19 protein-coding genes are annotated in these 22,453 nt (G+C 68.3%); all 19 read right to left on the bottom strand.

What is annotated here, in order from left to right:
• Positions 1-2: 2 nt before the first annotated feature.
• Entirely contained in the window at positions 3-1,349 is a 1,347-nt protein-coding gene (gene rimO / locus FS885_RS00185) for a 30S ribosomal protein S12 methylthiotransferase RimO (RefSeq protein ID WP_144742945.1), read from the bottom strand.
• Positions 1,350-1,376: 27 nt separating this feature from the next.
• Positions 1,377-1,874, bottom strand: coding sequence for a YajQ family cyclic di-GMP-binding protein (locus FS885_RS00180; RefSeq protein WP_144742944.1), 498 nt, complete (start codon positions 1,872-1,874; stop codon positions 1,377-1,379).
• A gap of 24 nt (positions 1,875-1,898) precedes the next feature.
• Positions 1,899-3,293, bottom strand: a complete 1,395-nt coding sequence (locus tag FS885_RS00175) for a helix-turn-helix domain-containing protein (protein ID WP_144742943.1) — start codon at positions 3,291-3,293, stop codon at positions 1,899-1,901.
• Positions 3,293-5,887, bottom strand: coding sequence for an FtsK/SpoIIIE family DNA translocase (locus FS885_RS00170; RefSeq protein ID WP_144743209.1), 2,595 nt, complete (start codon positions 5,885-5,887; stop codon positions 3,293-3,295). The genes FS885_RS00175 and FS885_RS00170 overlap by 1 nt, the downstream gene beginning before the upstream one ends.
• A 139-nt stretch (positions 5,888-6,026) precedes the next feature.
• Positions 6,027-7,694 (bottom strand): ribonuclease J, encoded by a 1,668-nt coding sequence (locus tag FS885_RS00165; RefSeq protein ID WP_144742942.1) that lies wholly within the window; start codon positions 7,692-7,694, stop codon positions 6,027-6,029.
• A gap of 179 nt (positions 7,695-7,873) precedes the next feature.
• The gene (locus FS885_RS00160) at positions 7,874-8,845 is read right to left on the bottom strand and encodes an acyltransferase family protein (RefSeq protein WP_186365711.1); all 972 of its coding nucleotides are present in this window, start codon (positions 8,843-8,845) and stop codon (positions 7,874-7,876) included.
• Positions 8,846-8,925: 80 nt separating this feature from the next.
• Complete coding sequence (locus FS885_RS00155) at positions 8,926-11,163, bottom strand: polyribonucleotide nucleotidyltransferase (protein ID WP_144742940.1); 2,238 nt, start codon at positions 11,161-11,163, stop codon at positions 8,926-8,928.
• A gap of 133 nt (positions 11,164-11,296) precedes the next feature.
• A complete protein-coding gene (rpsO, locus tag FS885_RS00150; RefSeq protein WP_144742939.1) occupies positions 11,297-11,575 on the bottom strand; it encodes a 30S ribosomal protein S15 in 279 nt (92 codons plus the stop codon).
• Positions 11,576-11,741: 166 nt separating this feature from the next.
• Positions 11,742-12,500 (bottom strand): DNA repair protein RecO, encoded by a 759-nt coding sequence (gene recO, locus FS885_RS00145; protein WP_144742938.1) that lies wholly within the window; start codon positions 12,498-12,500, stop codon positions 11,742-11,744.
• A gap of 46 nt (positions 12,501-12,546) precedes the next feature.
• A complete protein-coding gene (gene era / locus FS885_RS00140) occupies positions 12,547-13,539 on the bottom strand; it encodes a GTPase Era (protein ID WP_144742937.1) in 993 nt (330 codons plus the stop codon).
• 90 nt (positions 13,540-13,629) lie between these two features.
• Complete coding sequence (locus tag FS885_RS00135) at positions 13,630-14,007, bottom strand: diacylglycerol kinase family protein (RefSeq protein WP_144742936.1); 378 nt, start codon at positions 14,005-14,007, stop codon at positions 13,630-13,632.
• Positions 14,008-14,015: 8 nt separating this feature from the next.
• Entirely contained in the window at positions 14,016-14,528 is a 513-nt protein-coding gene (ybeY, locus tag FS885_RS00130; RefSeq protein ID WP_144742935.1) for an rRNA maturation RNase YbeY, read from the bottom strand.
• A gap of 1 nt (position 14,529) precedes the next feature.
• The gene (locus tag FS885_RS00125; RefSeq protein WP_144742934.1) at positions 14,530-15,525 is read right to left on the bottom strand and encodes a PhoH family protein; all 996 of its coding nucleotides are present in this window, start codon (positions 15,523-15,525) and stop codon (positions 14,530-14,532) included.
• On the bottom strand, positions 15,525-16,814 hold the full coding sequence (locus tag FS885_RS00120) for a MiaB/RimO family radical SAM methylthiotransferase (protein ID WP_144742933.1): 1,290 nt from the start codon (positions 16,812-16,814) through the stop codon (positions 15,525-15,527). Before FS885_RS00120 ends, FS885_RS00125 begins: the two co-directional genes overlap by 1 nt.
• Before the next feature lie 33 nt (positions 16,815-16,847).
• A complete protein-coding gene (gene dnaJ / locus FS885_RS00115) occupies positions 16,848-17,996 on the bottom strand; it encodes a molecular chaperone DnaJ (RefSeq protein WP_144742932.1) in 1,149 nt (382 codons plus the stop codon).
• A 132-nt stretch (positions 17,997-18,128) separates the two neighbouring features.
• Positions 18,129-19,241 (bottom strand): DnaJ domain-containing protein, encoded by a 1,113-nt coding sequence (locus tag FS885_RS00110; RefSeq protein WP_186365710.1) that lies wholly within the window; start codon positions 19,239-19,241, stop codon positions 18,129-18,131.
• A gap of 213 nt (positions 19,242-19,454) precedes the next feature.
• The gene (locus FS885_RS00105; protein WP_144742931.1) at positions 19,455-20,003 is read right to left on the bottom strand and encodes a hypothetical protein; all 549 of its coding nucleotides are present in this window, start codon (positions 20,001-20,003) and stop codon (positions 19,455-19,457) included.
• Between the two features lie 97 nt (positions 20,004-20,100).
• Entirely contained in the window at positions 20,101-21,279 is a 1,179-nt protein-coding gene (gene hemW / locus FS885_RS00100) for a radical SAM family heme chaperone HemW (RefSeq protein ID WP_144742930.1), read from the bottom strand.
• A gap of 102 nt (positions 21,280-21,381) precedes the next feature.
• Positions 21,382-22,443 carry a tRNA dihydrouridine synthase DusB gene (dusB, locus tag FS885_RS00095; RefSeq protein ID WP_144742929.1) on the bottom strand — a complete coding sequence of 354 codons (1,062 nt, stop codon included), beginning with the start codon at positions 22,441-22,443 and terminating at the stop codon, positions 21,382-21,384.
• Positions 22,444-22,453: the final 10 nt, after the last annotated feature.

Here is a 22,453-nt window from a genome sequence, read left to right as displayed (position 1 = left end):
GGTTACCCCTCGCTATCGATGACGTGCCCGACGAGCTCGTAGCAGAAGCTGTCGGTGAACCTAACCTGTACGATATCACCAACGGAGGCCTCGGTGGCGTCGAGATGCACCGCGCCGTCGCAATCGGGCGCCTGGAACCAGGCGTGGCCGATGAGCTCGGGACCGTCCTCGGTCTCCTCGATGCCGTCGACGATCACGTCCGCCGTGGTGCCCACATGCGCCGCGGTCGCCGCGAAGCCGAGCGCCTCGGCGAGGTCCATCGCCGCCTGCGTGCGCTCGAGCTTGACGTCCTCGTCGACCTGGCACTCCATCTTCGCCGCGCGGGTGCCCTCCTCGGGCGAGTACGCGAAGACGCTCGTGTAGTCGAACCCGGTGCGGTCGAGGAACGCCATCATGCGCTCGTGCTCCTCGTCGGTCTCGCCGGGGAAGCCGACGAGGTACGTGGTGCGCAGGATCATGCCGGGGATCTCGGTGCGCAGGCGCTCGAAGAGGGCGTCGAGCTCGGCCTCGGAGCCGCTCCGGTTCATGGCGGCGAGCACGCGCGCGTCACAGTGCTGCACGGGGATATCGATGTAGGGCAGGACCTCGGGCGTATCGCGTATGGCGGACACGAGCTCGTCGGTCATGCCCTCGGGCTGCAGGTAGAGGACGCGGATCCAGACGCGCTCCGGCCGCACGGCCTCGGCGAGCGCCACGAGGAGCCCGGCGAGGTTCCTCGGGCCGGGGGCGGCGTCTTCGAAGTCGCATCCCCACACGCCGGTGTCCTGGCCGATGAGCACGAGCTCGCGCACGCCGCCGGCGACGAGCTCGCGGGCCTCGGCGATCAGGCGCTCGGCCGGACGCGACCGGTACCTACCGCGGATGAAGGGGATCGCGCAGAAGCTGCAGAAGCGGTCGCAGCCGTCCGAGATCTTGAGGTAGGCCACGGCGCTCTCGACCGTGCGCTTGACCTCGGGCACGTGGGCGGGGACGGAGCGCTCGACCCCGAGCAGCCCATCGATCACCTGGACGATGCCGTCCTCCTCGTCGGTCCTGACGAAGCGAGCGACCTCAGGCAGCTCCGCGGGAAGGTCGTCGCCGTAGCGCGAGGGCACGCAGCCGCACATGACGATGGGCGCCCGGCGCACCCCCTCCTCAACCTCGTCGGCGAGCTGGAGCGTGCACTCGATGCTCTCGGAGGTCGCCGAGGCGAGAAACGAGCACGTGTTGATGATCACCGCGTCGCAGCCGTCGACCGAATCGGCCTCGGAGTATCCGGCGGCGTTGAGCAAGGAGCGCATGCGGTCGGTGTCGACCTCGTTCTTGGCGCATCCCAAGGTGATGTAGAGGATGGAACCCAAAGCGGGCATGAGGCGATCCTTTCGCAGCCGAGGGGCTTAGCGGTAGTTGGTGAACTGCAGGGGCTGGCCGTAGTCCTGGTCACGCAAAAACGCGATGACCTCCTGCAGGGTGTCCTTGGAGGCGCTCGTCACGCGGAGCTTGTCGGACTCGATCGTGACCTTGGCCTTGAGCTTCAGGGCCTTGATGTCCTTGTTGATCTTCTTGGCGGTCTCCTGGTCGATGCCGTCGATGAGGTGGCCAAGCACGCGCACCGTGCCACCCGAGGCCGCCTGCGGCGCGTCCCACCGGACCGCCTTGATGTCCACGCCGCGCTTGATGAGCTTGGAGTTCAGGACATCGGTGATCTGGCGCGCGACGAAGTCGGCGGGCGCCGAGATGGTGAGCGTGCGCTCGGGCTTGGAGAGCGCGATCGTGGAGCCCGAGTCCTTGAGGTCGTAGCGCTGCGAGATCTCGCGCACCGTCTGCTGATAGGCGTTGTCGACCTCCTGCATGTCGATCTGCGACACGACGTCGAAGCTGGAATCCTTGGCCATGGGTAACCTCCTTGGGGTCTGCGTTTACTGGGTCGCGGCGGCCGAGTCGTCCGTATCGGAGTCGGCGCCCTTGTCGGTGGCGGGGGTCGTCACCGGCTGCGGTGCGGTGATGGTGACGCGCGCGACGCCCGAGGTACGGGTGTCCCAGCTCACCGCCTCGCCGTTGCGCGTGACGTCGACATCGGCGGGGCTCGTCACGGTGATTTCGATCGACTGCTCGACCGTGAACTCGCGGTCGAAGGGGCCCACGACGTTGTCGGCGAAGACCGAGGCGCCGTCGAGCTTGATCTCGACCCACGAGGTATCGCCCTCGTCCACGTGGACGGCGACGACGGTCTCTTGGGGCTCGGTCACCGGGCTCGCGGCCTCGTCGGTGGCGGGCGTCTCGGCCGAGGCGGGCTCATCCGTGGTGGGGCTCGTCGCCTCCGGTGAGGTCACGGCCTCGACGGTCTCGACCGTGGAGGAGGCGGGATCCTGCTCGTCGGTCGAACGCGCCGAGCAGCTGCGCACGAAGAGCAGGGCGACCACAAGCATGAGGACGACGATGAGGCCCACGGCACCGAGCAGGATCTTGGGGTCGAGACCGGCAATCGCGGAGGCCGCCCCTCCCCGCCCGGGCGTGCGCCCGCCACGCGGAGCGCCCTGGCTGCGGCGCCGATCCGCCTCGGGGTAGCGGTCGCGCTCCCGGCGGTCGTAGCCGCGCCGCATGTCGGCCGAGCGCCTCCTGATCTCGTTGCCGGTCTGGCGCATGCGGGCGTCCGGGCGGCCGGTCCCGTACCGCGGGCGCTCAGGCCCCCTGCCGGGCGTGCGCTCGATGCCGCCGCGCGTGCCGCGGTCGGGCGTGCGGGGCCGGAAGCCATCCTGCCCCCGGTACGATCCGTACCGGTCCTGGGGCCCACGGGAGCGAAGCCGGTCGGCGCCGTAGGGCGCGGAAGGCTCCCTGCGACCCGCGGGCCCCTCGCCGCTTCCGAGAAGGCGCCGCTGGTAGGGGTTGTTGGTCACGCGAATCGGCTCATGCCCCGAGCGCGACTCCGGCACGTAGCCCGCCTGCGGGGGCCGCTGCGCGAACCGCGATCCGCCGTCGAGCGCCATGAAGCGCCCCGTGGGGTTCTCCGAGCGGGCGGAGACCATGCCCGCGGCGTCCTGGAGCTGGCCGCCGGTATGCGAGGTCGCGCGCTCGTAGGCGTCGAGATCCTCGAAATAGGCCGCGACCACCGTCCTCGGATTGAGGCCGAGAAACCGCGCGTAGCTCGCGATCATGCCCTGGGCGTAGCCGCGCGGCGGCATAGCCGTGAAATCACCCTGCTCGAAGTACTCGATGATCTGCGGGCGGATCTTGATGGTGTTGGCTACCTGCTGGATGGACATGCCCCGCTGGCGACGCCGCTCGAGGAGCATGGTGCCGAACCTGGCGGACATCAGTACCCTCCAAACTCGTCGTCGGCGGCCATGCGGGCCTCGACGGCCTCGAGCTCGGCCAGGCCATCCTCATCGAGGAGCACCTCGCGCGGCTTGGAGCCGTCGGGCGGGCCCACCACGCCCTTCTCCTCGAGCATGTCCATGATGCGGCCCGCGCGGGCGTAACCCACCTTGAGGCGCCGCTGGAGACCCGAGGTCGAACCGAGCCCCGACTCGACGACCAGGCGCGCCGCCTCCCAGATGAGGGGGTCGTCGTCCTGGGGCGCCGCCGCGCCGCCTCCTCCGCCGGACATCATGGCAGGCGCCACGGCGGAGAGGATCTCCTCGTGGTAGTCGGCCTCGCCCTGCGCCTTCACGAACTCGGTGACCTGGGCGATCTCGTCGTCGGAGACGAAGCAGCCCTGGATGCGCTTGGGCTTGCCCCAGTCGACCTTGCTGAACAGCATGTCGCCGTAGCCGGTGAGCTTCTCGGCGCCCATCTGGTCGATGATGACGCGGCTGTCGATGCCGGTGGCCACATTGAAGGCGATGCGGTTGGTGATATTCGCCTTGATGAGGCCCGTGACGACGTTCGAGCTCGGGCGCTGCGTGGCCACGATCAGGTGGATGCCGGCGGCGCGGCCGAGCTGCGCGATGCGCACGATCGACGCCTCGACGTCCTTGCCGGCGACCATCATGAGGTCTGAGAGCTCGTCGATGATGATGACCAGGTAGGGCATCTTCTGCGGCGGGTTGTCGTAGTGCTCGAAGGCGCCGGCGGCCTGCTTCTCGTTGAAGGTCGAGATCTTGCGCACGCCCACGCGCTCGAACACCTTGAGGCGCCGCTCCATCTCGGAGACGGCCCACTGCAGGGCGCTCGCCGCCTGCTTGGGCTCGGTGACCACGGGCACGTAGAGGTGCGGCAGTCCGTTGTAGCCCGCCAGCTCGACGCGCTTGGGGTCGACCATGATGAGGCGCACGTCCTCGGGGAAGCTCCGCATGAGCAGCGCCATGACGATGGAGTTGATCATGACGGACTTACCGGAGCCCGTGGTGCCGGCGATGAGCAGGTGCGGCATCTTCGCGAGGTCGGCCACGATCGGGGCGCCCTCGGCGTCGCGGCCGATGGCGAGCTCGAGCGGACCGCCCTGCACGTAGGGCAGGACATCGCCGAGGTTCACGTTCTGGCGCTTGCGGTTGGGGATCTCGATGCCCACGAGCGACGTGCCCGGGATGGGCGCGAAGATGCGGACCGACTGCGCGGCGAGCGAGAGCGCGATGTCGTCCTCGAGGTTGGAGATGCGGCTCACGCGCTCGCCCTCGCCGGGCTGCACCTTGAAGGTCGTGACCGTAGGGCCGCTGATCCAGCCCACCACACGGGAATGCAGGCCGAACTCGTTCAGGGTCGACTGCAGCGACTCGGCGGTCTGGCGGAGCTCCTTCTCCGAGGAGGCGGAGCTCGCCGAATGCGGGTTGTGCCTGAGCATCGAGAGCGGGGGCAGGACACGCGCGCCCTCCTCGGGCTCTTCGGCGTCCTCGGCGGTCTTGGCCGGCGCGTCCTCGGCAGCCTCGGTCTTCCCGGGCGCGGAGACGCTCTCGGCGGCGGCATCACCCTCCCCCGCCCCGCCCGCTTGGTCGGTGGCGCGAGAGCGCGGGTTCAGCAGGAACGCGGGGATGGCCGGCGCGGCGCTCGCGGGAGCCTCCGCCGCTGCGGGAACCTGGGCGGGCGCGGCGGCGCGCCCGGCCTCGAGGACGGCGCCCTCGAAAGGCGCCTCGTCGTCTGAGGCCTCAGTGCCATGGTCAGCGGTGTCGTCCACATAGCGGTCGGCAACCGGGATGAGCGTGGTCTTGGCCTGCTCGGCGGCGATCTGCGCGGAGAGGTCCACGAAGGGGTCCTCATCGGGCTCATCGGCCTCGTCGGCGATGAGCGTCGTCTTCGCGCGGTCGCCGAGATAGGTGGTCGGCGCCTCCCCGTCCTCATCGAGGAGCTCCAGCTGGCGGGGATCGGGAGCGGCGGCGCGGCGGGCGCCGCCCGCACGGGGCGCCTCCTCCTGCGAAAGCGCGTCCTCATCGCCCCACGGGCTCTCGTTCACCGGCACGAGACGCCGCTCGCGCAGGTCGTAGGCGCGCTCGCGCAACGCCTCGGTGAACGCGGAGATCGAGAAGCCGATGATCACGGCGCCCGCGACGACCAAGCCGATGAGCACGACCCCGGCGATCGCCTTGCCGAGCCCCGCCGCGAGGACCGATGCGATCCAGAAACCGACATGGCCCCCGGTCCGCGCGAGCTCGGCATCGCCGACGGTCACCCCGAGCACCATGCGCTCGGGCGTGCCCACGAGCGTGAGGAAGGCGATGATGGCCAAGAAGATGAGGAGCGACCCCAGGACCGTGCGGACCTTGAGGAGCTGCTCGGCATGGACGAAGAAGAGCGCGGAGACGAGCAGCAGCGCGAGCGGCAGCACATAGCCGCCGAGGCCGAAGCCCAGGTGGTAGAACCCAGCGAGCGCAGCGGTGATGGGCGCGGTGGCGGGCGCCACGACCGCGATGAACGACGCGACGGCGAAGACGGCGAGGGCGACGCCGAAGATGTCGTGGGCGGTCGAGCCCGTCATGAGCGTCTCGACCGGCGCCTCCTCGGCGGCCTTGGCGTTGGCCCTCAGGTGGGCGGGCGCCTGCTTGGACGCCGTGCCCTTGCCCGAACGCGCCTTGGCCTTCGAGCCCGTCTGAGCTGTACCCCGACGAGATGCCACCCTAGACCTCCATTACCACGGGGATGATCATCGGGCGCGTGCGCGTGCGGTTCCAGATGAAGTTGGAGATGGAGTCGCGCACGGCCTTGTTGAGCGCGCCCGTGCCGTTGCGGGTGTAGTCGAACTTGCCCTTCTCGATGGCCTTGATGACGGACGCCGCAGCGTCCGCGCTGAACTCGTCGTCGATGTTGAAGGAGACGCCGCGGCTCGAGAGCTCGACCGCGTCGATCTTCTTGCGCTTGAGCGAGACGGTGGCGACAACCGTCACCATGCCGTCGTTGGCGAGCTTCTGGCGGTCGCGCAGTACGATGGGGTCGGTGTCGCCGATGCGCAGGCCGTCGACGTAGACCACACCGGACTCGACCGCGGGCCCGCGGCGCACGATGCCGCCGCGCATCTCGAGCGTGTCGCCGTTGTCGAGGATGAAGATATGGTCGTCGGCGATGCCGACCTTGCGGGCGAGGTTCGCATGCGCGCGCAGGTGTACGGCCTCGCCGTGAACCGGCATGAAGTAGGTCGGCTTGGCCATGGTGAGCATGAGCTTGAGCTCCTCCTGGCTGCCGTGACCCGAGACGTGCACGAGCTTGGTGGACTTGTCCACCACGGTGCACTCGAGCTTCGCCAGGCTGTTGATGACCTGCTGGACGGCCTTCTCGTTGCCGGGGACGGGCGTGGCGGAGATGATGACCGTGTCTCCTTGATGGATGGAGAGCGTCTTGTGCTCGCCGTTGGCCATACGCGAAAGCGCCGAGAGCGGTTCACCCTGCGAACCGGTGCACATGACCACGATGCGATCGTCGGGAATGCCGTTGACCTCGTACGCATCGATGATGTCCTGCTCGTCGATCTTGAGGTAGCCGAGCTCGCGTGCAACGCGCGTGTTGGTAAGCATGGAGCGACCGGTGACCACGATCTTGCGGCCGCAGGCCTTGGCAGCGTTGCAGATCTGCTGCAAACGATGAATGTGGCTCGAGAACGAAGCAACGAAAACGCGACCGGGAGCATTCTTGATGACGTCGTTCAGCGTAGGGCCAACCTCGGCCTCGGACTTGGTAAATCCGGGCACCGTCGCGTTGGTGGAGTCAGAAAGCAGCAGATCGACGCCCTGCTTAGCAAAGCGAGAAATCGCGGCGTAATCGGGCGTGACACCATCGATGGGCGTCTGGTCGAGCTTGAAGTCGCCCGTGTGCATAATGGTGCCCTGCTGGGTCTTGATATAGACGCCAAGCGCACCAGGGATGGAATGAGTCATCGAGAAGAAGTCGACGGAAATCCCACCCAGGTTGATATGCGATCCGCTCTTAACCTCGCGGAACTTGGGCGCCTTGATGCGAAACTCGGCGAGCTTGCCCTCGATAAAGCCGAGTGTGAGCTTACTCGAAAAGATGGGCACCTTGTTGTTGAGGTCCTGCAAGAGGTACGGAAGCGCACCAGTGTGGTCCTCATGACCATGTGTGACGATAATACCGCGCAGCTTGTCTTCGTTCTCGAGGACATAGGTGTAGTCGGGCAGCACCAGGTCGATGCCGGGCTGGGAATCATCGGGGAACATGAGGCCCGCGTCGATGAGCACCATGTCGGCACCGCATTCGATAACGGTCATATTCTTGCCAATGCCATCAAGGCCTCCCAGGGGGATGACCCTTAAGGGCGGGGTTTTCTTCGCCATATAGGATAAGCTCCTTTCAAGCTGATTGAGCGAACCAAACGCGGGCATAGCGAACTGCGCGCCCGCGAAACGTGCAGATTAGTCATAAGTATTGGTATTGTATCCAGAGTTCACCGCGCTGCCCGCCGCTCTTGCCGTTACCACAGGAATAACGGAAGCGATGGGAAGCAGGCCCTCAGCTAGACATGCAAGGCGAGGCAGAAGTCTAATGCTACCCTGAACGCGAGCACCAAGACCCAGCCCATGGGGAGCGCGGCGACCGGGTCGAGGACGCTCCAAGGACCGACGATCTCGACGGCGTGGACACAATAGATTGCCATCGACCTCTGGCCCACGGCCTCGAGCACATGTGAGAGCGCGGGGACACGCCGTTCGAACTCGACGCAGGCGGTACATATCGCGACGCTCGCCGCGAGGGCGCCCAGGGGCGCCGCGACCGCGAGACCCCGGTAGTACCCGTATCCGAGGTCCATATCCGATAGCGGCATGCAGGCCACCCACAGCGCCAAGGCAAAGACAAAGCGTAGCGAGACGCCCCAGGACCGTTCCTCAAAGTCGAAGAGGCCCATCCTGCGGGCGCAATGCCCGCAACCCATGAAGGCGAATCCCATGAGGACCGCCGGCAGGTTCAACGGGATCGCAACCTTAGACCAACGCGAGAGCGCGATCGATACCGCTCCCGCCGCGACGCTCGCCACGAGGAGTATGAGGTCGGGATGCCCGGAACCGTCGAGCCTACCGGCAACGAAGGCGAGCATGAGGCGTGCGCCGAAGAGGGCGAGCAGAAACCAGCTCGCCCCCACGACGAGCTGGCCCGTCACGCTGTAGCTCACATTGAGGAGCATCGCCTTGAACGTCGTCAAGACCAGGTCCGGAGCTGCGTAGCCCATTCCTGCCAAGTTATAGGCCATCGAGCCGTACGCCGAGAGGACCGCCCAGGGAATGAGCAGCCGCGGCATCGATCGACGCGCAGTCTCGCCTACAGAACGCACGTGAAAGGTATAACCCGCAAGAAAGAAGAACAACGGGATCTGAAATGAGCCCATCAATGAATGGATAATCGCAGGAGAGCAATTGGTGTGGTAAATGATGACGGCAATGATCGCGATGCCCTTTGCAGCATCGACCCACCCGATACGCTTTGTTGCCATAACTCCCCCGAAAAGCGAGAAGGCACATGGAGCAGCATCCATGTGCCTTCAGTCATGCTCCCTTAAAGGAAGTATACGCTCTATGCCTCGTGATGACGGCGGGGAGCGCGGTTGCCGTTGTCGCCGGGACGGCGGCGCGGACGGTCGCCGTGGCCGCGGCCGGCGCGATCGCGCGACTCGCGACGGGGACGGCCTTCGTCGTCGCCGCGACCGGAGCCCTCGGGCGCCTTGGGCTTGTCGAGGCGGTCGAGCGAGACCTTGCCCTTGTCATCGATCTCGATGACCTTGACCTTGACCTCGTCGCCGACGTTCAGCACGTCCTCGACGCGCTCCACGCGGCCCTCGGCCACGCGGGAGATGTGCAGGAGACCGTCCTTGTTGCCGAACAGACGCACGAACGCGCCGAAGGACTGGATGGTGACGACGCGGCCGTCGTAGACCTCGCCCACCTCGGGCTCCTTGACGATGAGCTTGATGCGCTCGATGGCCTGGTCGACCGAGTCGCCCACGCCGCCGACGTAGACGGTGCCGTCCTCCTGGATGTCCACGGAGGCGCCGGTCTCGTCCTGGATGCCGCGGATGGTCTCGCCGCCCTTGCCGATGACCTCGCGGATCTTCTCGACGGGCACGGTGACCGTGGTGATGCGCGGCGCGGTCGGACGCATCTCCTCGCGCGGGGCGGGGATGACGTCGAGCATCTTGCCGAGGATGAACGCGCGGCCCTCCTTGGCCTGCTGGAGCGCAGTCGCGAGGATCTCGAACGTGAGGCCGGTGGCCTTGTTGTCCATCTGGAGCGCGGTGATGCCCTTCTCGGTGCCGGTGACCTTGAAGTCCATGTCGCCGAGGAAGTCCTCGATGCCCTGGATGTCGGAGAGGACGACGGTCTTGCCCTCCTCCTGGATGAGGCCCATGGCGATACCGGAGACGGGGCGCTTGAGCGGCACGCCGCCGTCCATGAGCGCCAGGCAGCTCGCGCAGGTGGACGCCATCGACGAGGAGCCGTTGGACTCCATGACCTCGGAGACCACGCGGATCGCGTAGGGGAACTCGTTCTCGTCGGGCAGCACGGGCAGAAGGGCGCGCTCGGCGAGGTTGCCGTGGCCGATCTCGCGGCGCTTGGGCGCGCCGATGCGGCCGGTCTCGCCGGTGCAGAACGGCGGGAAGTTGTACTGGTGCATGTAGCGCTTGCCGTCGACGGGCTCGATGGTGTCGAGGCGCTGCGCCTCGTTGAGCATGCCGAGCGAGAGGACGGAGAGCACCTGGGTCTGGCCGCGCTGGAACAGGCCGGAACCGTGCACGAGCGGCAGGTAGGAGTCCTTGACCATGATGGGGCGGATCTCGTCGGCCGTGCGGCCGTCGACGCGCTCGCCGGTCTCAACGACCATGGTGCGCATGGCCTTCTTCTCAAGCTTCCTGAGGTTCACCGGGATCTCGCGCTCCCAGGCGAGCTGCTCCTCCTCGGTGAACTCGGCGCGGATGCGCTGTTTAAGCTCCTCGACGTGCGCGATGCGGCTGAGCTTGTCGGCATCGGAGAGCGCGGCGTACATCTCGTCGTAGTGGGCGAAGATGCGCTCCTCGACCTCGGGTACAGGCTGGTCGAGCTCGTACTCCTTTGGGGCGATCGCGCCGTTGACCTGCTCCCACTCCTTGACGAACTCGAGCTGGGCGTCGCAGAACGCGCCGATGGCCTCCTGGCCAACGCGCATGGCGGCGAGCATGTCGTCCTCGGTAACCTCGTCGGCGCCCGCCTCGACCATCGAGATGAAGTCGCGCGTGCCGGCGAGCTCGAGATCGAGGTCGGAGTTCTCGCGCTCCTCATAGGTGGGGTTCACGATGAACTCGCCCGTCTCCTTGTCGCGGCCGATGCGCACGCAGGCCAAGGGGCCCTCGAAGGGCACGCCGCCCAAGGTGAGCGACAGCGAGGCGCCCATGGTGCAGATGACGTCGATGGGGTTCACCTGGTCGGCGACGAGCGAGGTCGCGACGATCTGGACCTCGTTGCGGAAGCCGTCCGGGAAGCTCGGGCGGATGGGGCGGTCGATCATGCGCGCGGTGAGGGTGGCCTTCTCGGTGGGACGGCCCTCGCGCTTGAGGTACCCGCCCGGGATGCGGCCGGCGGCGTAGAGCTTCTCGTTGAAGTCGACCGTGAGCGGGAAGAAGTCGTAGTTCTTGCGCTCCTTCGAGACGACGACGGTCACGAGCGCGGTGGTGTCGCCCTGCTTGACGAGGGTGGCGCCGGTGGCCTGCTTGGCGAGCTCGCCCGCCTCGAGCGTGTAGGTCTTGCCGTAGAGCTCGAATGTTTTGCTAACGAGTGACATTTCTCTCCTTCATCTCCGTACGCCCCGTTGCGTACGGGCTTCTTCGGGTCCGGCGTGGGACCGGACGGCGTAGGACCGATTTTTCGGCCCTCACATGAAAAGGAGCCCGCGTCGGGGCTCCTGCATGCACAACTTACTGGATGTTGTCGCGGATACCGAGCTTCGCGATGAGTTCACGGTACTCGACGATGTCGTTCTTCTTGATGTAGGACAGAAGACGACGACGGCGACCGACGATCATGAGCAGGCCGCGGCGGGTGTGGAAGTCCTTCGGGTGGGTCTTCATGTGCTCGGTGAGCTCGCGGATGCGCTCGGTCGCGATGGCGACCTGGACCTTGGGGTTGCCGGTGTCCTGGGCGTTCTTGCCGAACTCGGCGGTGAGCTCCGCCTTGCGCTCCTTGGATACGGTCATGTTCACACCTTTCTCTCGTATCCGCCCGGCACTGGGAAGCCGCCGGTGCAGCGAACCTCCAAGTGCGGGTAAACCAACAGCTCGTAATGGTACCACAACTGCGAACGTCCTCGTAACCTGCACAAGTCATAAGATGCGGGGAGGTCGGGGTAAGGCACGAGCGGCCCTACACGCCGAGCATGAACTCGAGGCCGCGCAGGCGCACGTCGAGGTGCGTCGCCGCCCACACGTGCGCGAGCGCGAGCAGGAAGGTCGCCGTCATGGGGTCGATGGGGGCGCTGGCGAGCTCGTCGAGCTTGAGCGTCATGAGCGAGCGGAGCCAGCCGACGACCGTGGCGTCGACCTCCTCGGCACCGGCGATGCTCGACGCGCACGACGCGCAGAGGAGCCCGCCGGCGGCAGCCGAGAAGTAGGTGACGTCCGCATCCCCGCAGAGCACGCAGCCGCGGTAATCGGGACGGTAGCCGATGTGCGCGAGGAGTTTCATGATGTAGGCGGCCACGAGCACGTCGAGGTGCGCCCCCGCGTCCTCGCCCGCAAGGCCGCCGAGCACCTCGAGGGCGCGCTCGGTGATCGGGTAGACGAAGGGGTCCCGGGCGTCCTCGAAGATGCAGGCACGGCACACGTCGGCGAGCGCGCTCGCGGCGGAGAGCAGCTCCATCGTGGGCGCGGGGCCGAGCGGGGCGGCGATGAGGCGCGCCTCGGCGATGACGTCGAGCGAGCGACCGCGGGCGAGCAGCAGGTCGACCGAACAGCCCACCTCGCAGCGCGCCGCAAGACGGCTGCCCGGCTTGCGGGCGCCCTTGCCGACGGCGCGCACCTCGCGCCCGCTCTCGTCGAGCAGGGTGTAGATGAGGTCGGTCTCCTTGAGCTTGGTCTTGTCGAGGACGATCGCCCTCGTGCGATAGGTCCTGCTTCCCGCCATGCCGCGGCACCTCCCCTACCGGCACGCGCCCGCCGGGGCCTCGGCGCTAGTCATCGGCGCTGTAGCCCAGGCGCCTGATCTCGCGCACGTCGGTGCGCCAGTTCTTCTGGACTCGAACGTCGAGCTCGAGGTAGACGCGGCACCCGAAGATCTGCTCGAGGTCGCGGCGCGCATCGGTGCCGATGGCCTTGAGCAGCGCCCCCTTCTTGCCGATGATGATGCCCTTCTGCCCGTCACGCTCGACGTAGATCGTGCAGTGAAGTCGCAGCAGGTCGCGCTTGCGCTCGAACTCGTCGCAGACGACTCCAACGGAGTGCGGCACCTCCTCGCGCGTGCGCAGAAGCACCTTCTCGCGCACGAACTCGGCGACGACCGTCTCGTCGGGGATGTCGGTCGCCATGCCCTCGGGGAACCACTCGGGGCCCTCGGGCAGGTAGCTCGCGACGAGGTCGATGAAGCCGTCGACGTTGAAGCCCTCGGTCGCCGAGAGGACGATCACGTCGTCGAATGCGCAGAGCGCGCGGGCCGCCTCGACCTGCTTGGCCACGAGCTCCGGCGAGGCGAGGTCGGCCTTCGTGAGCACGAGGATGCGCTTCGCGGGGCTCTTGGCCACGCGCTCGGCGATCCAGGCGTCGCCTTTGCCCACGGGCTTCGACGCGTCGATGAGGAAGCACAGCACGTCGACGTCTGAGAGCTCGGAGAGCGCGCTCTTGTTGAGCTCGCTGCCGAGCGAGTCCTGCGGCTTGTGGATGCCAGGCGTGTCGACGAAGACGATCTGCAGGCCCTCGCGGCGCACCACGCCGCACATGCGCCGCCGCGTGGTCTGGGCCACCGGCGAGGTGATGGCCATCTTGGTGCCCATGCAGGCGTTCATGAGCGTGGACTTGCCGGCGTTGGGCCTGCCCACGAGGGCGACGAAGCCGCTGCGCAGGCCGCTTGCCGCCCCGGGGGCGGCGTCTGCCGGCGCGCACGCGGCGAGGGCGTCGAGCTCCTCGTCGGAAAGGTCGGCGAACGGGTCGTTCTCGACGATATCGGTCATGGTTGCACTCCTCTGTGCGTCGATGGGGCGGTGGGGCGGGATCGACGGCCCCAGATGCGGGGCATTCGAACCCGTTTACGTTCTTCCGGGCTAAAGCAGCATGAAGGCGCGAGCGAAGACGATGATGCCCACGATCGCGGCGGTCACGGAGAGCGTGAACACGCTCGCGGCGGCGATGTCCTTCGCGCGCTTGGCGAGCGGATGCAGCTCCTGGGTCGCGAGGTCGACGATGGCCTCGATGGAGGTGTTGACGAGCTCGCCGAAGATCACGAGCCCGATGCAAAGCGCGATGAGCACCCAGGAGAGGGCGTCGATGCGCAGGACGATGCCGGCGACGACGGCAGCGGCGCCCACGCAGAGCTGCACCTTGATGTTGCGCTCGGTCGCGACCGCGGTCTTGAAGCCCTCGAAGGCGTAGCCGAACGAGCGCAGGAACGTGGGATGCTCCCTATTCGAACCGGGGATCATGGCCTTCCCTACCCTTCATCCTCGTGGCGCGTCGTGGGACCGATGCGCACCGCATCCGGGTCGTCGCCGCGGCTGGCGGCGAGCGCGCGCAAGATCTCGAGCTCGCGGGCCTCCATCATCTTCGCCTCATCCTCGGCAAGGTGGTCGTAGCCGAGCAGGTGCAGCATGCCGTGGACGAGCATGAGGCGGCACTCCTCGACCGGCGTGGCATCGAAGGTGGGCGCCTGACGCGCGATCACCGCGGGCGCGAGCATGATGTCGCCGAGCTCCACCGGCTCGCCTTCCGGCAGGTCCGGGTCGCCGGGCGCATCGCACTCGAAGGAGAGCACGTCCGTCGGCGCATCGATGCCGCGCCAGGTCGCGTTGAGTTCGCGCATGGTCTCGTCGTCGACGAACGCCACCGAGACCTCGACCGGGCACGCGACCCCCTCGGCGTCGAGCACGGCCGCGCAAGCCGCCTCGACCTCGCTCGCATCGAGCAGCGGCTCGACGCCGTCCGCCACGGATACCAGAACCGCCATGCTACCTCGCCGCCTTTCCATCGTGCCCGCGCCTCTCGGCGTCTCCATGCGCGCGGTCGTAGGCATCGTAGGCCTCGACGATGCGCCCCACGAGGGCGTGCCGCACGACGTCGGCGCGATCCAGGTGGATGAAGGCGATGTCGCGCACGCCCGAGAGGATGTCCTCGATATCGGTGAGACCGCCCTTGCGCCCCATGAGGTCGCGCTGGGTCATGTCGCCGGTAATGATGAACTTGGAGTTGAAGCCCAGGCGCGTGAGGAACATCTTCATCTGCTCGGGCGTGGTGTTCTGTGCCTCGTCGAGCACCACGAAGGCGTCGTTCAGGGTGCGGCCGCGCATATAGGCGAGCGGAGCGATCTCGATCACGCCCTGCTCGATGAGCTCGCCGCCGCGCTCCATGTCGGTCATGTCGAAGAGCGCGTCGAAAAGCGGCCTCACGTAGGGGTCGATCTTCTCCTGCAGGGTGCCGGGCAGATACCCCAGGCTCTCCCCCGCCTCGACGACCGGGCGCGTGAGCACGATGCGGCCCACCTCATGGCGCTTGAGCGCCGCCACGGCCATGGCCATGGCGAGGTAGGTCTTGCCCGTGCCCGCGGGGCCCAGGCAGAACGTCACGGTGTTGGACCTGATGGCGTCGATGTAGCGCTTCTGCCCCACCGTCTTGGGGCGGATCGCCTTGCCACGGTAGGTGAGCAGGATGTCGTCGCGAAAGCCCGAGATGTCCATCACGCTCTCGCGCAGGGTCGAGAGCGCGCGCACGACCTCGTCCTCGGTGGGAGCGCCGCCGTCGCGGACCTCGCGGATGAGGTAGGTGAAGAGCCTTGTGAGGATCTCGACCTCCTCGGAGGTGCCCTTGATGGCGATCTGGCCGCCGCGCACGACGATGCGGGCGGAGGTGAGCTGCTCGATCTGGCGCAGCAGCGCGTCGCCGCCGCCGACGATGCGGGCCTCGTCCACGCCCTCGGGGATGCCGAGCCTCACGCTAGCCGTGTCCATCATGCCCCTTTCCGCTTGTCGGCAGGGCCGCCGTCGACGATGCGGCCGACGAGCGACCCGCCGTCCTCGACACCCATGATAGCAACGTCGGCGATCGCGGGCGCGAGCCCTTGGGCCCCCTCCACGCCGATGGCATGGAACGACGAGGTCGTCCCGCGCGAGCCACGCTCGATCACGGTGCGCTCGACGGTGCCCACGCGCGCGAGGGCGTCGCGGCGCGCGAGCGCCGAGGCGAGCTCGCGGGCGCGCCGTCCGCGCTCCTCCTTCACGCGCGGGTCGATCTGGTCGGGCATATCGCAGGCGACGGTGCCCGGCCGGGCGCTGTAGCGGAAGACGTGCATGCGCGAGAAGCCCACGCGCTCGCAGAGGTCGAGCGACGCCTGGAAGTCTCCTTCCGTCTCGCCGGGAAACCCGACGATGAGGTCGCAGGAGAGCGAGGCGCGAGGGAGCCGCTCCCTGATGCGGTCCGTGAGCTCGATAAACGACTCTGCGCTGTAGGGCCTGCCCATGCGCTCGAGCGTGTCTGTCGAGCCGGACTGCAGGGGCAGGTGGAGATACGGGGCGACACGGCCCGCGGACGCGGCCATGACGTCGATGAGCCGATCGCTCACGTCCATGGGCTCGATGGAGGAGAGCCTGACCTGGGGGATGCCGGTCTCGCGCAGGATGGTCGATACGAGCTCGTCGATCTCGACGTGCTCGTCGCGCGGCCCGACGCCGTCGTAGGCCCCCAGGTTCACGCCCGTGAGCACGACCTCGGGAAGGCCCGCCGCCTCGACGGCACGCACCTGGTCGAGGACCGCCTCCACCGGCACGGAGCGCTCGGGCCCGCGGGCTTTCCACACGATGCAGTAGGTGCAGCGGTTGTTGCATCCGTCCTGGATCTTGACGCCCACGCGCGCCTGCCTGAAGCGCGCCGGCGCCCCGTCCGACCCCGGCTCGATAGTGAGGCCCAGAAGGTCGGCCGCACGCGCCACGACGTTCACCTTCGAGGGCTCGACGCGCACGCGGTCGGAGAGCTCGCGCAGCGCGTCTGGGTGCAGGTTCGCGGCGCAGCCCGTGGCGATGACCCAGGGCGAGCGCTCGCGCGCGAGGGCGTGGCGCACCGCCTTTCTGGTCTTCGCCTCGGCCTCGCCGGTAACGGCGCAGGTGTTCACGATGATGAGCTCGGCCTCGTCGGGATCGACGAGCGAGAAGCCCTCCTGCATGAGCTCGCGCTCGATATGGTCGCTCTCGACGCGGTTCACGCGGCAGCCGAGGTTGATGACGGAGACGAACGGGTTGGCCACGCTGTCCTCTCTCGTGGGTCGGGCGCCGGGGCGCTAGTCGAGGATGTCGTCGATGGCATCGCGGATGCGGTCGCCCACGGAGCGACGGCCCGGCGCGTAGGGCTCCCCCATCGCGTCGGCATAGCGCTCGAGCAGCGAGCGCGCCTCCCCGTTGAGCTTGCGCGGGACCTCGACTCGGACCCGCGCGATGGCCCGCCCGCGCGCGCCGTCGCGCACCGACGGCATGCCCATGCCCGGGCACTCAACGGCGTCGCCGAACTGCGTCCCGGCGGGGATCTCGAAGGCGATCTCCTCGTCGGGCATGATGCCCGCGACCTTGACGGAGCAGCCGAGCGCCGCCTGGGCGATCGAGACCGCGACCTCGCACAGCAAATCGTCGCCGGAGCGCTGGAACCGCTCGTGCTCCTCGACCATGACGGTCACGAGCAGGTCGCCCGAGGCCTCGCCGCGGTACCCCGCCTCGCCGTACCCGCTCACGCGCATCTGCCTGCCCGAGGCGATGCCGGCGGGGATCTTGATCTCGATCTTCTCGTGGTTGGGCGTGCGGCCCTGGCCGCCGCACATCTCGCAGGGATGGTCGATGACCGTGCCCTCGCCGTTGCAGTCGGGACACGGCGAGGACGACTGCATCTGCCCGAAGATGGAGCGCTGGACCGTGGTCACGAAGCCGGTGCCGTGGCAGCGCTCGCAGGTCTTCTCGTGCGCGCCCTCGGCGGCACCGGTGCCGTGGCAGTCATCGCAGGGGGCGAGGCGGTCGTAGGTGACCGTCTTGGTGCAGCCGAGCGCGGCCTCCTCGAGCGTGATGGTGACCGTGACGGCCATGTCGCGTCCGCGGCGGCGCGCCGAGCGGTTCGACGCGGAGCGGCCCCCCATGCCGCCCCCGAAGAACGACGAGAAGATGTCGTCCATGCCCATGCCGCCGAAGATGTCGCTGAAGTCGACGTAGCCCTGGCCGCCGGGACCCTCGGCCGTGCCGAACCGGTCGTAGTTGGCGCGCTTCTGCTCATCCGAGAGGACGGAGTACGCCTCGTTCAGCTCCTTGAACTTCTGCTCGGCATCGGGGTCGTCCGAGACGTCCGGGTGCACCTTGCGCGCCTTCTTGAGGAACGCCCGCTTGATGGTGCGCTGGTCCGCATCGCGGTCGACACCCAGTACCTCGTAGTAGTCTTTCGAACCCGGCACGTTGAAAACCTCTCCCCATGGGACACACGATGTGCATACAGATATCGGCCCTGGGCCGACAGCAAAGATGGTACCCCTCCTCGCAGGCCGCTAAACCGCGCGCAGGGCGGCGCCGGCCGAGGCGGGCGCGGCCTACCAGTACCCGTACGGCATGCGCGGGTACATCATGCAGCTTGAGAGCCAGCCCAGAAGGACCGCGTAGAAGACGGCGTTCCCGAAGCCGCTCAGGAGCATGTTGGCGCCGCGGCGCCACCAGGTGAGCGAGCGGTGCGAGATCGCCTCGCGGCCCACGGCGACGACCCCCATCGCGAGCGGGATGAGGGCCACGAGCGCGAGCAGCCTGAACGACGGCACCACGAGCCCCAAGATCACGAAGGGCAGCGCGAAGCCGACGATCCTGAAGCCCTGGCGCGCCTGGTCGCCCAAGCGCTCGGCGGCCACGCGGGCCCGTCCCACGAGGTCGCCCGCCGCGGCGCCGTTGGTGCCTGCGTTGCCGAGGCCCTTGATGCGCACGCAGGTGCCGTCGTGGGACCCTTCGGGGAACTCGACGACCGCCTCGGATATCACCTGGCTGCGGCCGGAACCGGCGCAGTCGGGGCACGGGTCGTTGATGACCTTGCCCGAGCCGCCGCATTCCGGGCAGACCATCTGGAAAACGCCCGCCCCGAACAGGAACGACATGTCGACGTCCATGGCGCCGGTGCCGCCGCAGCTGGGGCATGTGTGCGCGTGCTCAGCCGAGACCGACCCGGAGCCATGGCAGTGCGAGCACGGTTCGTACCTGCGGTACTTCACGGCCTTGCGCGCGCCGGCGCGCACCTCCTCGGGCGTGAGGTCGATATCGACGAGGACGTCGGCGCCCTCCTCGGGGTTATAGGCCTGCGCGCCCCCGCGCCCCCCCGAGCCCTGCGAGGTCCACACCCCGCCGAAGGGGAAGCCGCCGAAGCCGCTCGTGTAGAACCCGCTCGAGGAGCCGGCGTAGGGGTTCTGGCGCGGGGATCCCGAGTAGGCGGCATAGGGGTTGCCGGAGCGCATCGCGTCGTAGCGGGCGCGCTTCTGCTCGTCGGAGAGCACGGCGTAGGCCTCCGAGACCTCCTTGAAGCGCTCCTCGGCATCGGGCTCCTTGTTGACATCGGGATGGAGCTTACGCGCCTTCTGCTGGAAGGCCTTCTGGATCTCCTTGGCGGTGGCGTCCTTGGACACGCCGAGGATCGCGTAGTAGTCTTTCTCGTTCATGCCTGCCATGGGGCGGGTATACCTCCTGCTAGTCGCGAGCATACGTATTGTACCGGACTGCCGGCGCCCGTATACCCCTCGTCGCGATAGAACGGCTCCCCCGCAAACGTCAACATGGAGGCTCCACGCCGAGCGTCGATCGATGCGCCCCGCCTGGGCCCAACATGGCCGGTCGCGCTACCGCCGGGCGAGCGCGCCCGGGCCCGACACGGCACATGGCACCTATCGGGGAGCGTCTCCGCCGGCGGCGAGCACGAACCTCCGGAACATCCAGGGCACCAGCACGACGGCGAGCGCGAGCGAGAAGACGTCGGACGCGATGCCCGTTACGTCGACTTCGACGGCATCCACCGCGAGCGCGAGGATGCCCGGCAGGAAGCCCGCGAGCTTGAACAGGGCGATGAAGAGCCCGATCGCGGGGATGAGCGGCCATTGCGCGCGGTCCGGTGCCGCCACGCCGGGGAAGGCGCGCTCCAGGTAGGCCCACTTGATGGACGAGTACGCCTTCACCAGCTGGAAGATCTGCACGGCGGTGAGCACGATGCCCGCAACGATCAGGAAGGCCAGAAGCGGGAGCACCACGCCGTTCAGGTAGTCGAGCGAGGCCAAGTACGCCTCTTCCGAGCTGAAGCTGTACGCGATCCTGTCGGCGGGATAGAAGAGCATCGCCACCTGCGTGACGAAGCTGATGATCATGACGACCCGGATCCTGCGGCGAACGTCGCCACCGAGCGCCGCCCAGCCGCGGCGCACATCGCCGATGATGCCCATGGCCCCTCCTGGAAAGTCCCACCCGGCAGCTTGGCTTACGTATACCCACGACGGGGGCGCGCGGCGCCGGCACCTCGTGAACGGCGGGCACGGCCCCCTATCCGGCGAGGTCCCACATGAGGCCGTAGAGCTCGTTGCCCATGAGCCACCCGCGCTCGGTGGGCACGAGCGCACCGCGCGCCCCGTCGCGGCGGGCGAGCCCCTCGGCGAGGGCGGTCCCGATGGCGCGGTCGACCTCGGCGGCGCCGATGACGGAGCGGGCCCGCTCGATGAGCGCGGCCGGGGCGCCTACCGCCATCCTCATGGCGAGCATCAGGTCCTCTGCCACGGCCTCGCGCGCATCCAGGAGCTCGATATCGAATGTGCGGCCCGCGTCGTCGCGCTGGACCGCACGGACGCGCGCCGTGCCATGGCCGCATGCGCGCCCGCCAAGCAGGCCCGAGAGCTCACGGTACTCACCGGCGGTAAGCATGCTCGCCGCCGAGCGCCCCACCCCGAGATAGCTCACCCCGGTCCAGTACGCGCGGTTGTGCCGGCACGCCATGCCCGGCCGAGCGTAGCTTGCCACCTCGTAGCGAGAGAGGCCCGCGGCGGCGAGGCGGTCGCGCGCTCGCTCCATGCACGCCGCCTGGAAGTCCTCATCGGGCTCGAGCGCAGGGTCGCGCTCGACGCTCCGCGCGAGCGGCGTGCCCTCCTCGATGGTCAGCGGGTAGACCGAGATGTGGTCGGGAGCGCAGGCGATCGCATGCTCGAGCGTGTCCTCCCAGCTCGCCGCCGTCTGCCCCGGCAGTCCGCACATGAGGTCGAGGGAGACGTCGAAGCCGCATGCGCGAGCCCGCGCGAACGCCGAACGGGCACCGGCCGAGTCATGAAGCCGCCCGATGGCGGAAAGCTCACCGTCGTCGAAGCTCTGCACGCCGAGCGAGATGCGCGTGGCCCCCGCGCGGGCCAGGGATGCCGCCATGACGTCGTCGAACGACTCGGGGTTCGCCTCGACCGTGAGCTCCACGGGATCGCACCAGCCCCGCGCGCGGCGGATAAGCTCGGGAAGGCGCGCACCGAGCGTCGTGGGCGTGCCGCCACCGATGTAGACCGTTGAGACGGCGGCGAGTGCCCCCGCGGCACCGAACGCGTCGATGCGCTCCTCGAGCAGGGCGACGTACGCGCCTGCCGCACGCTCGAGCGCTACCCCCCGGCACGCGCGCGAGTCGAAGTCGCAGTAGGCGCACTTCGCATGGCAGAACGGTATGTGGATGTAGAGGGCTTCGATGGACATGCGCGGCCTTATACGTGATGGACCCACCGCCATGATAGGCGAACTTCACAGTTCGCGCAGGATACGCGGAAACTCGTGCGTCTTGGCGGTGGCAGAGGGGGCCTACCGGAGCGGATCGGCGCCGTTCGGGGCGCTTGCGCGCGCCGCCGGGGGCACAAGGCCACTCAGGGTCTCCTCATGCGCCTCGACATCCCGCTCGATCTCGTCGATGAGTGCGCGGAACTCCTCGTAGGTCGAGCACTTCACCACTCGCCCGCGCCAGGTCGCCGCATGAGGTAGACCCTTCAGGTACCACGTGGCGTACGTGCGGGCGCGCGCCATCGCGCGGGGCACGAGCTCGTGCGTGAGCGCCAGGTGCTCGCGGAGCGCCGCCAAGCGCTCGCGCGCATCGTGCTCCGGCACGGGCGCCCCCTCGTACGCGAGCGCCCGCGCGTCGCGGAAGATCCAGGGGTTGCCGTAGGACCCGCGCGCGATGAAGACCGCGCTCGCGGCCGTCTCGCCGAGCATGCGCGCGGCGGCCGCGGCTGTGAACACGTCGCCCGACCCGATGACCGGGATCGTGACGGCGCGCGCCACCTCGTCGATGACCGTCCAGTCGGCGGTGCCGGTATAGAGCTGCTTGGCGGTCCTGCCGTGCACGGCCACGGCGGCAGCGCCGGCTCCCTCGAGCATCTCGGCGAAGGCGGGCGCCACGCGCTCGCCGGTATGGAACCCGGTGCGGATCTTCACGGTCACGGGCACGTGGGCGCGCGAGACCGCGGCGCGTACGATGCGCTCGGCGGTGAGCGGGTCGTCCATGAGGGCCGACCCCTCCCCTTTCGTGATGACCTTGCGCGCAGGGCACGCCATGTTGATGTCGATGAGCGCGAGCCTGTCGCCCACGCGCTCCTCGACCGCCTCGACGGCCTCGGCGAACTGCTCGGGCTTGCTGCCGAAGAGCTGTACGGCGATCGAGGGCTCCTCCGCCGCCGGCAGGACGAGCTCCCAGGTGCGCTCGCTCGCGTAGTGGAGCCCCGCGACGCTCACCATCTCGCTGAACGCGAGCGGCGCGCCGTGCCGACGCATCATGACGCGGTAGGCGCCATCGGTGACGCCCGCCATGGGCGCCATGATGAAGGGGTGCTCGCTATAGAACGTGCGTAGCTGTTCGGCAAATGCGCTCATAGTAAAACCA

The sequence above is a fragment of the Enorma burkinafasonensis genome (assembly GCF_902150035.1).
Classification (GTDB): Bacteria; Actinomycetota; Coriobacteriia; order Coriobacteriales; family Coriobacteriaceae; genus Enorma; species Enorma burkinafasonensis.
This window is presented reverse-complemented; position numbering and strand designations above follow the sequence as displayed.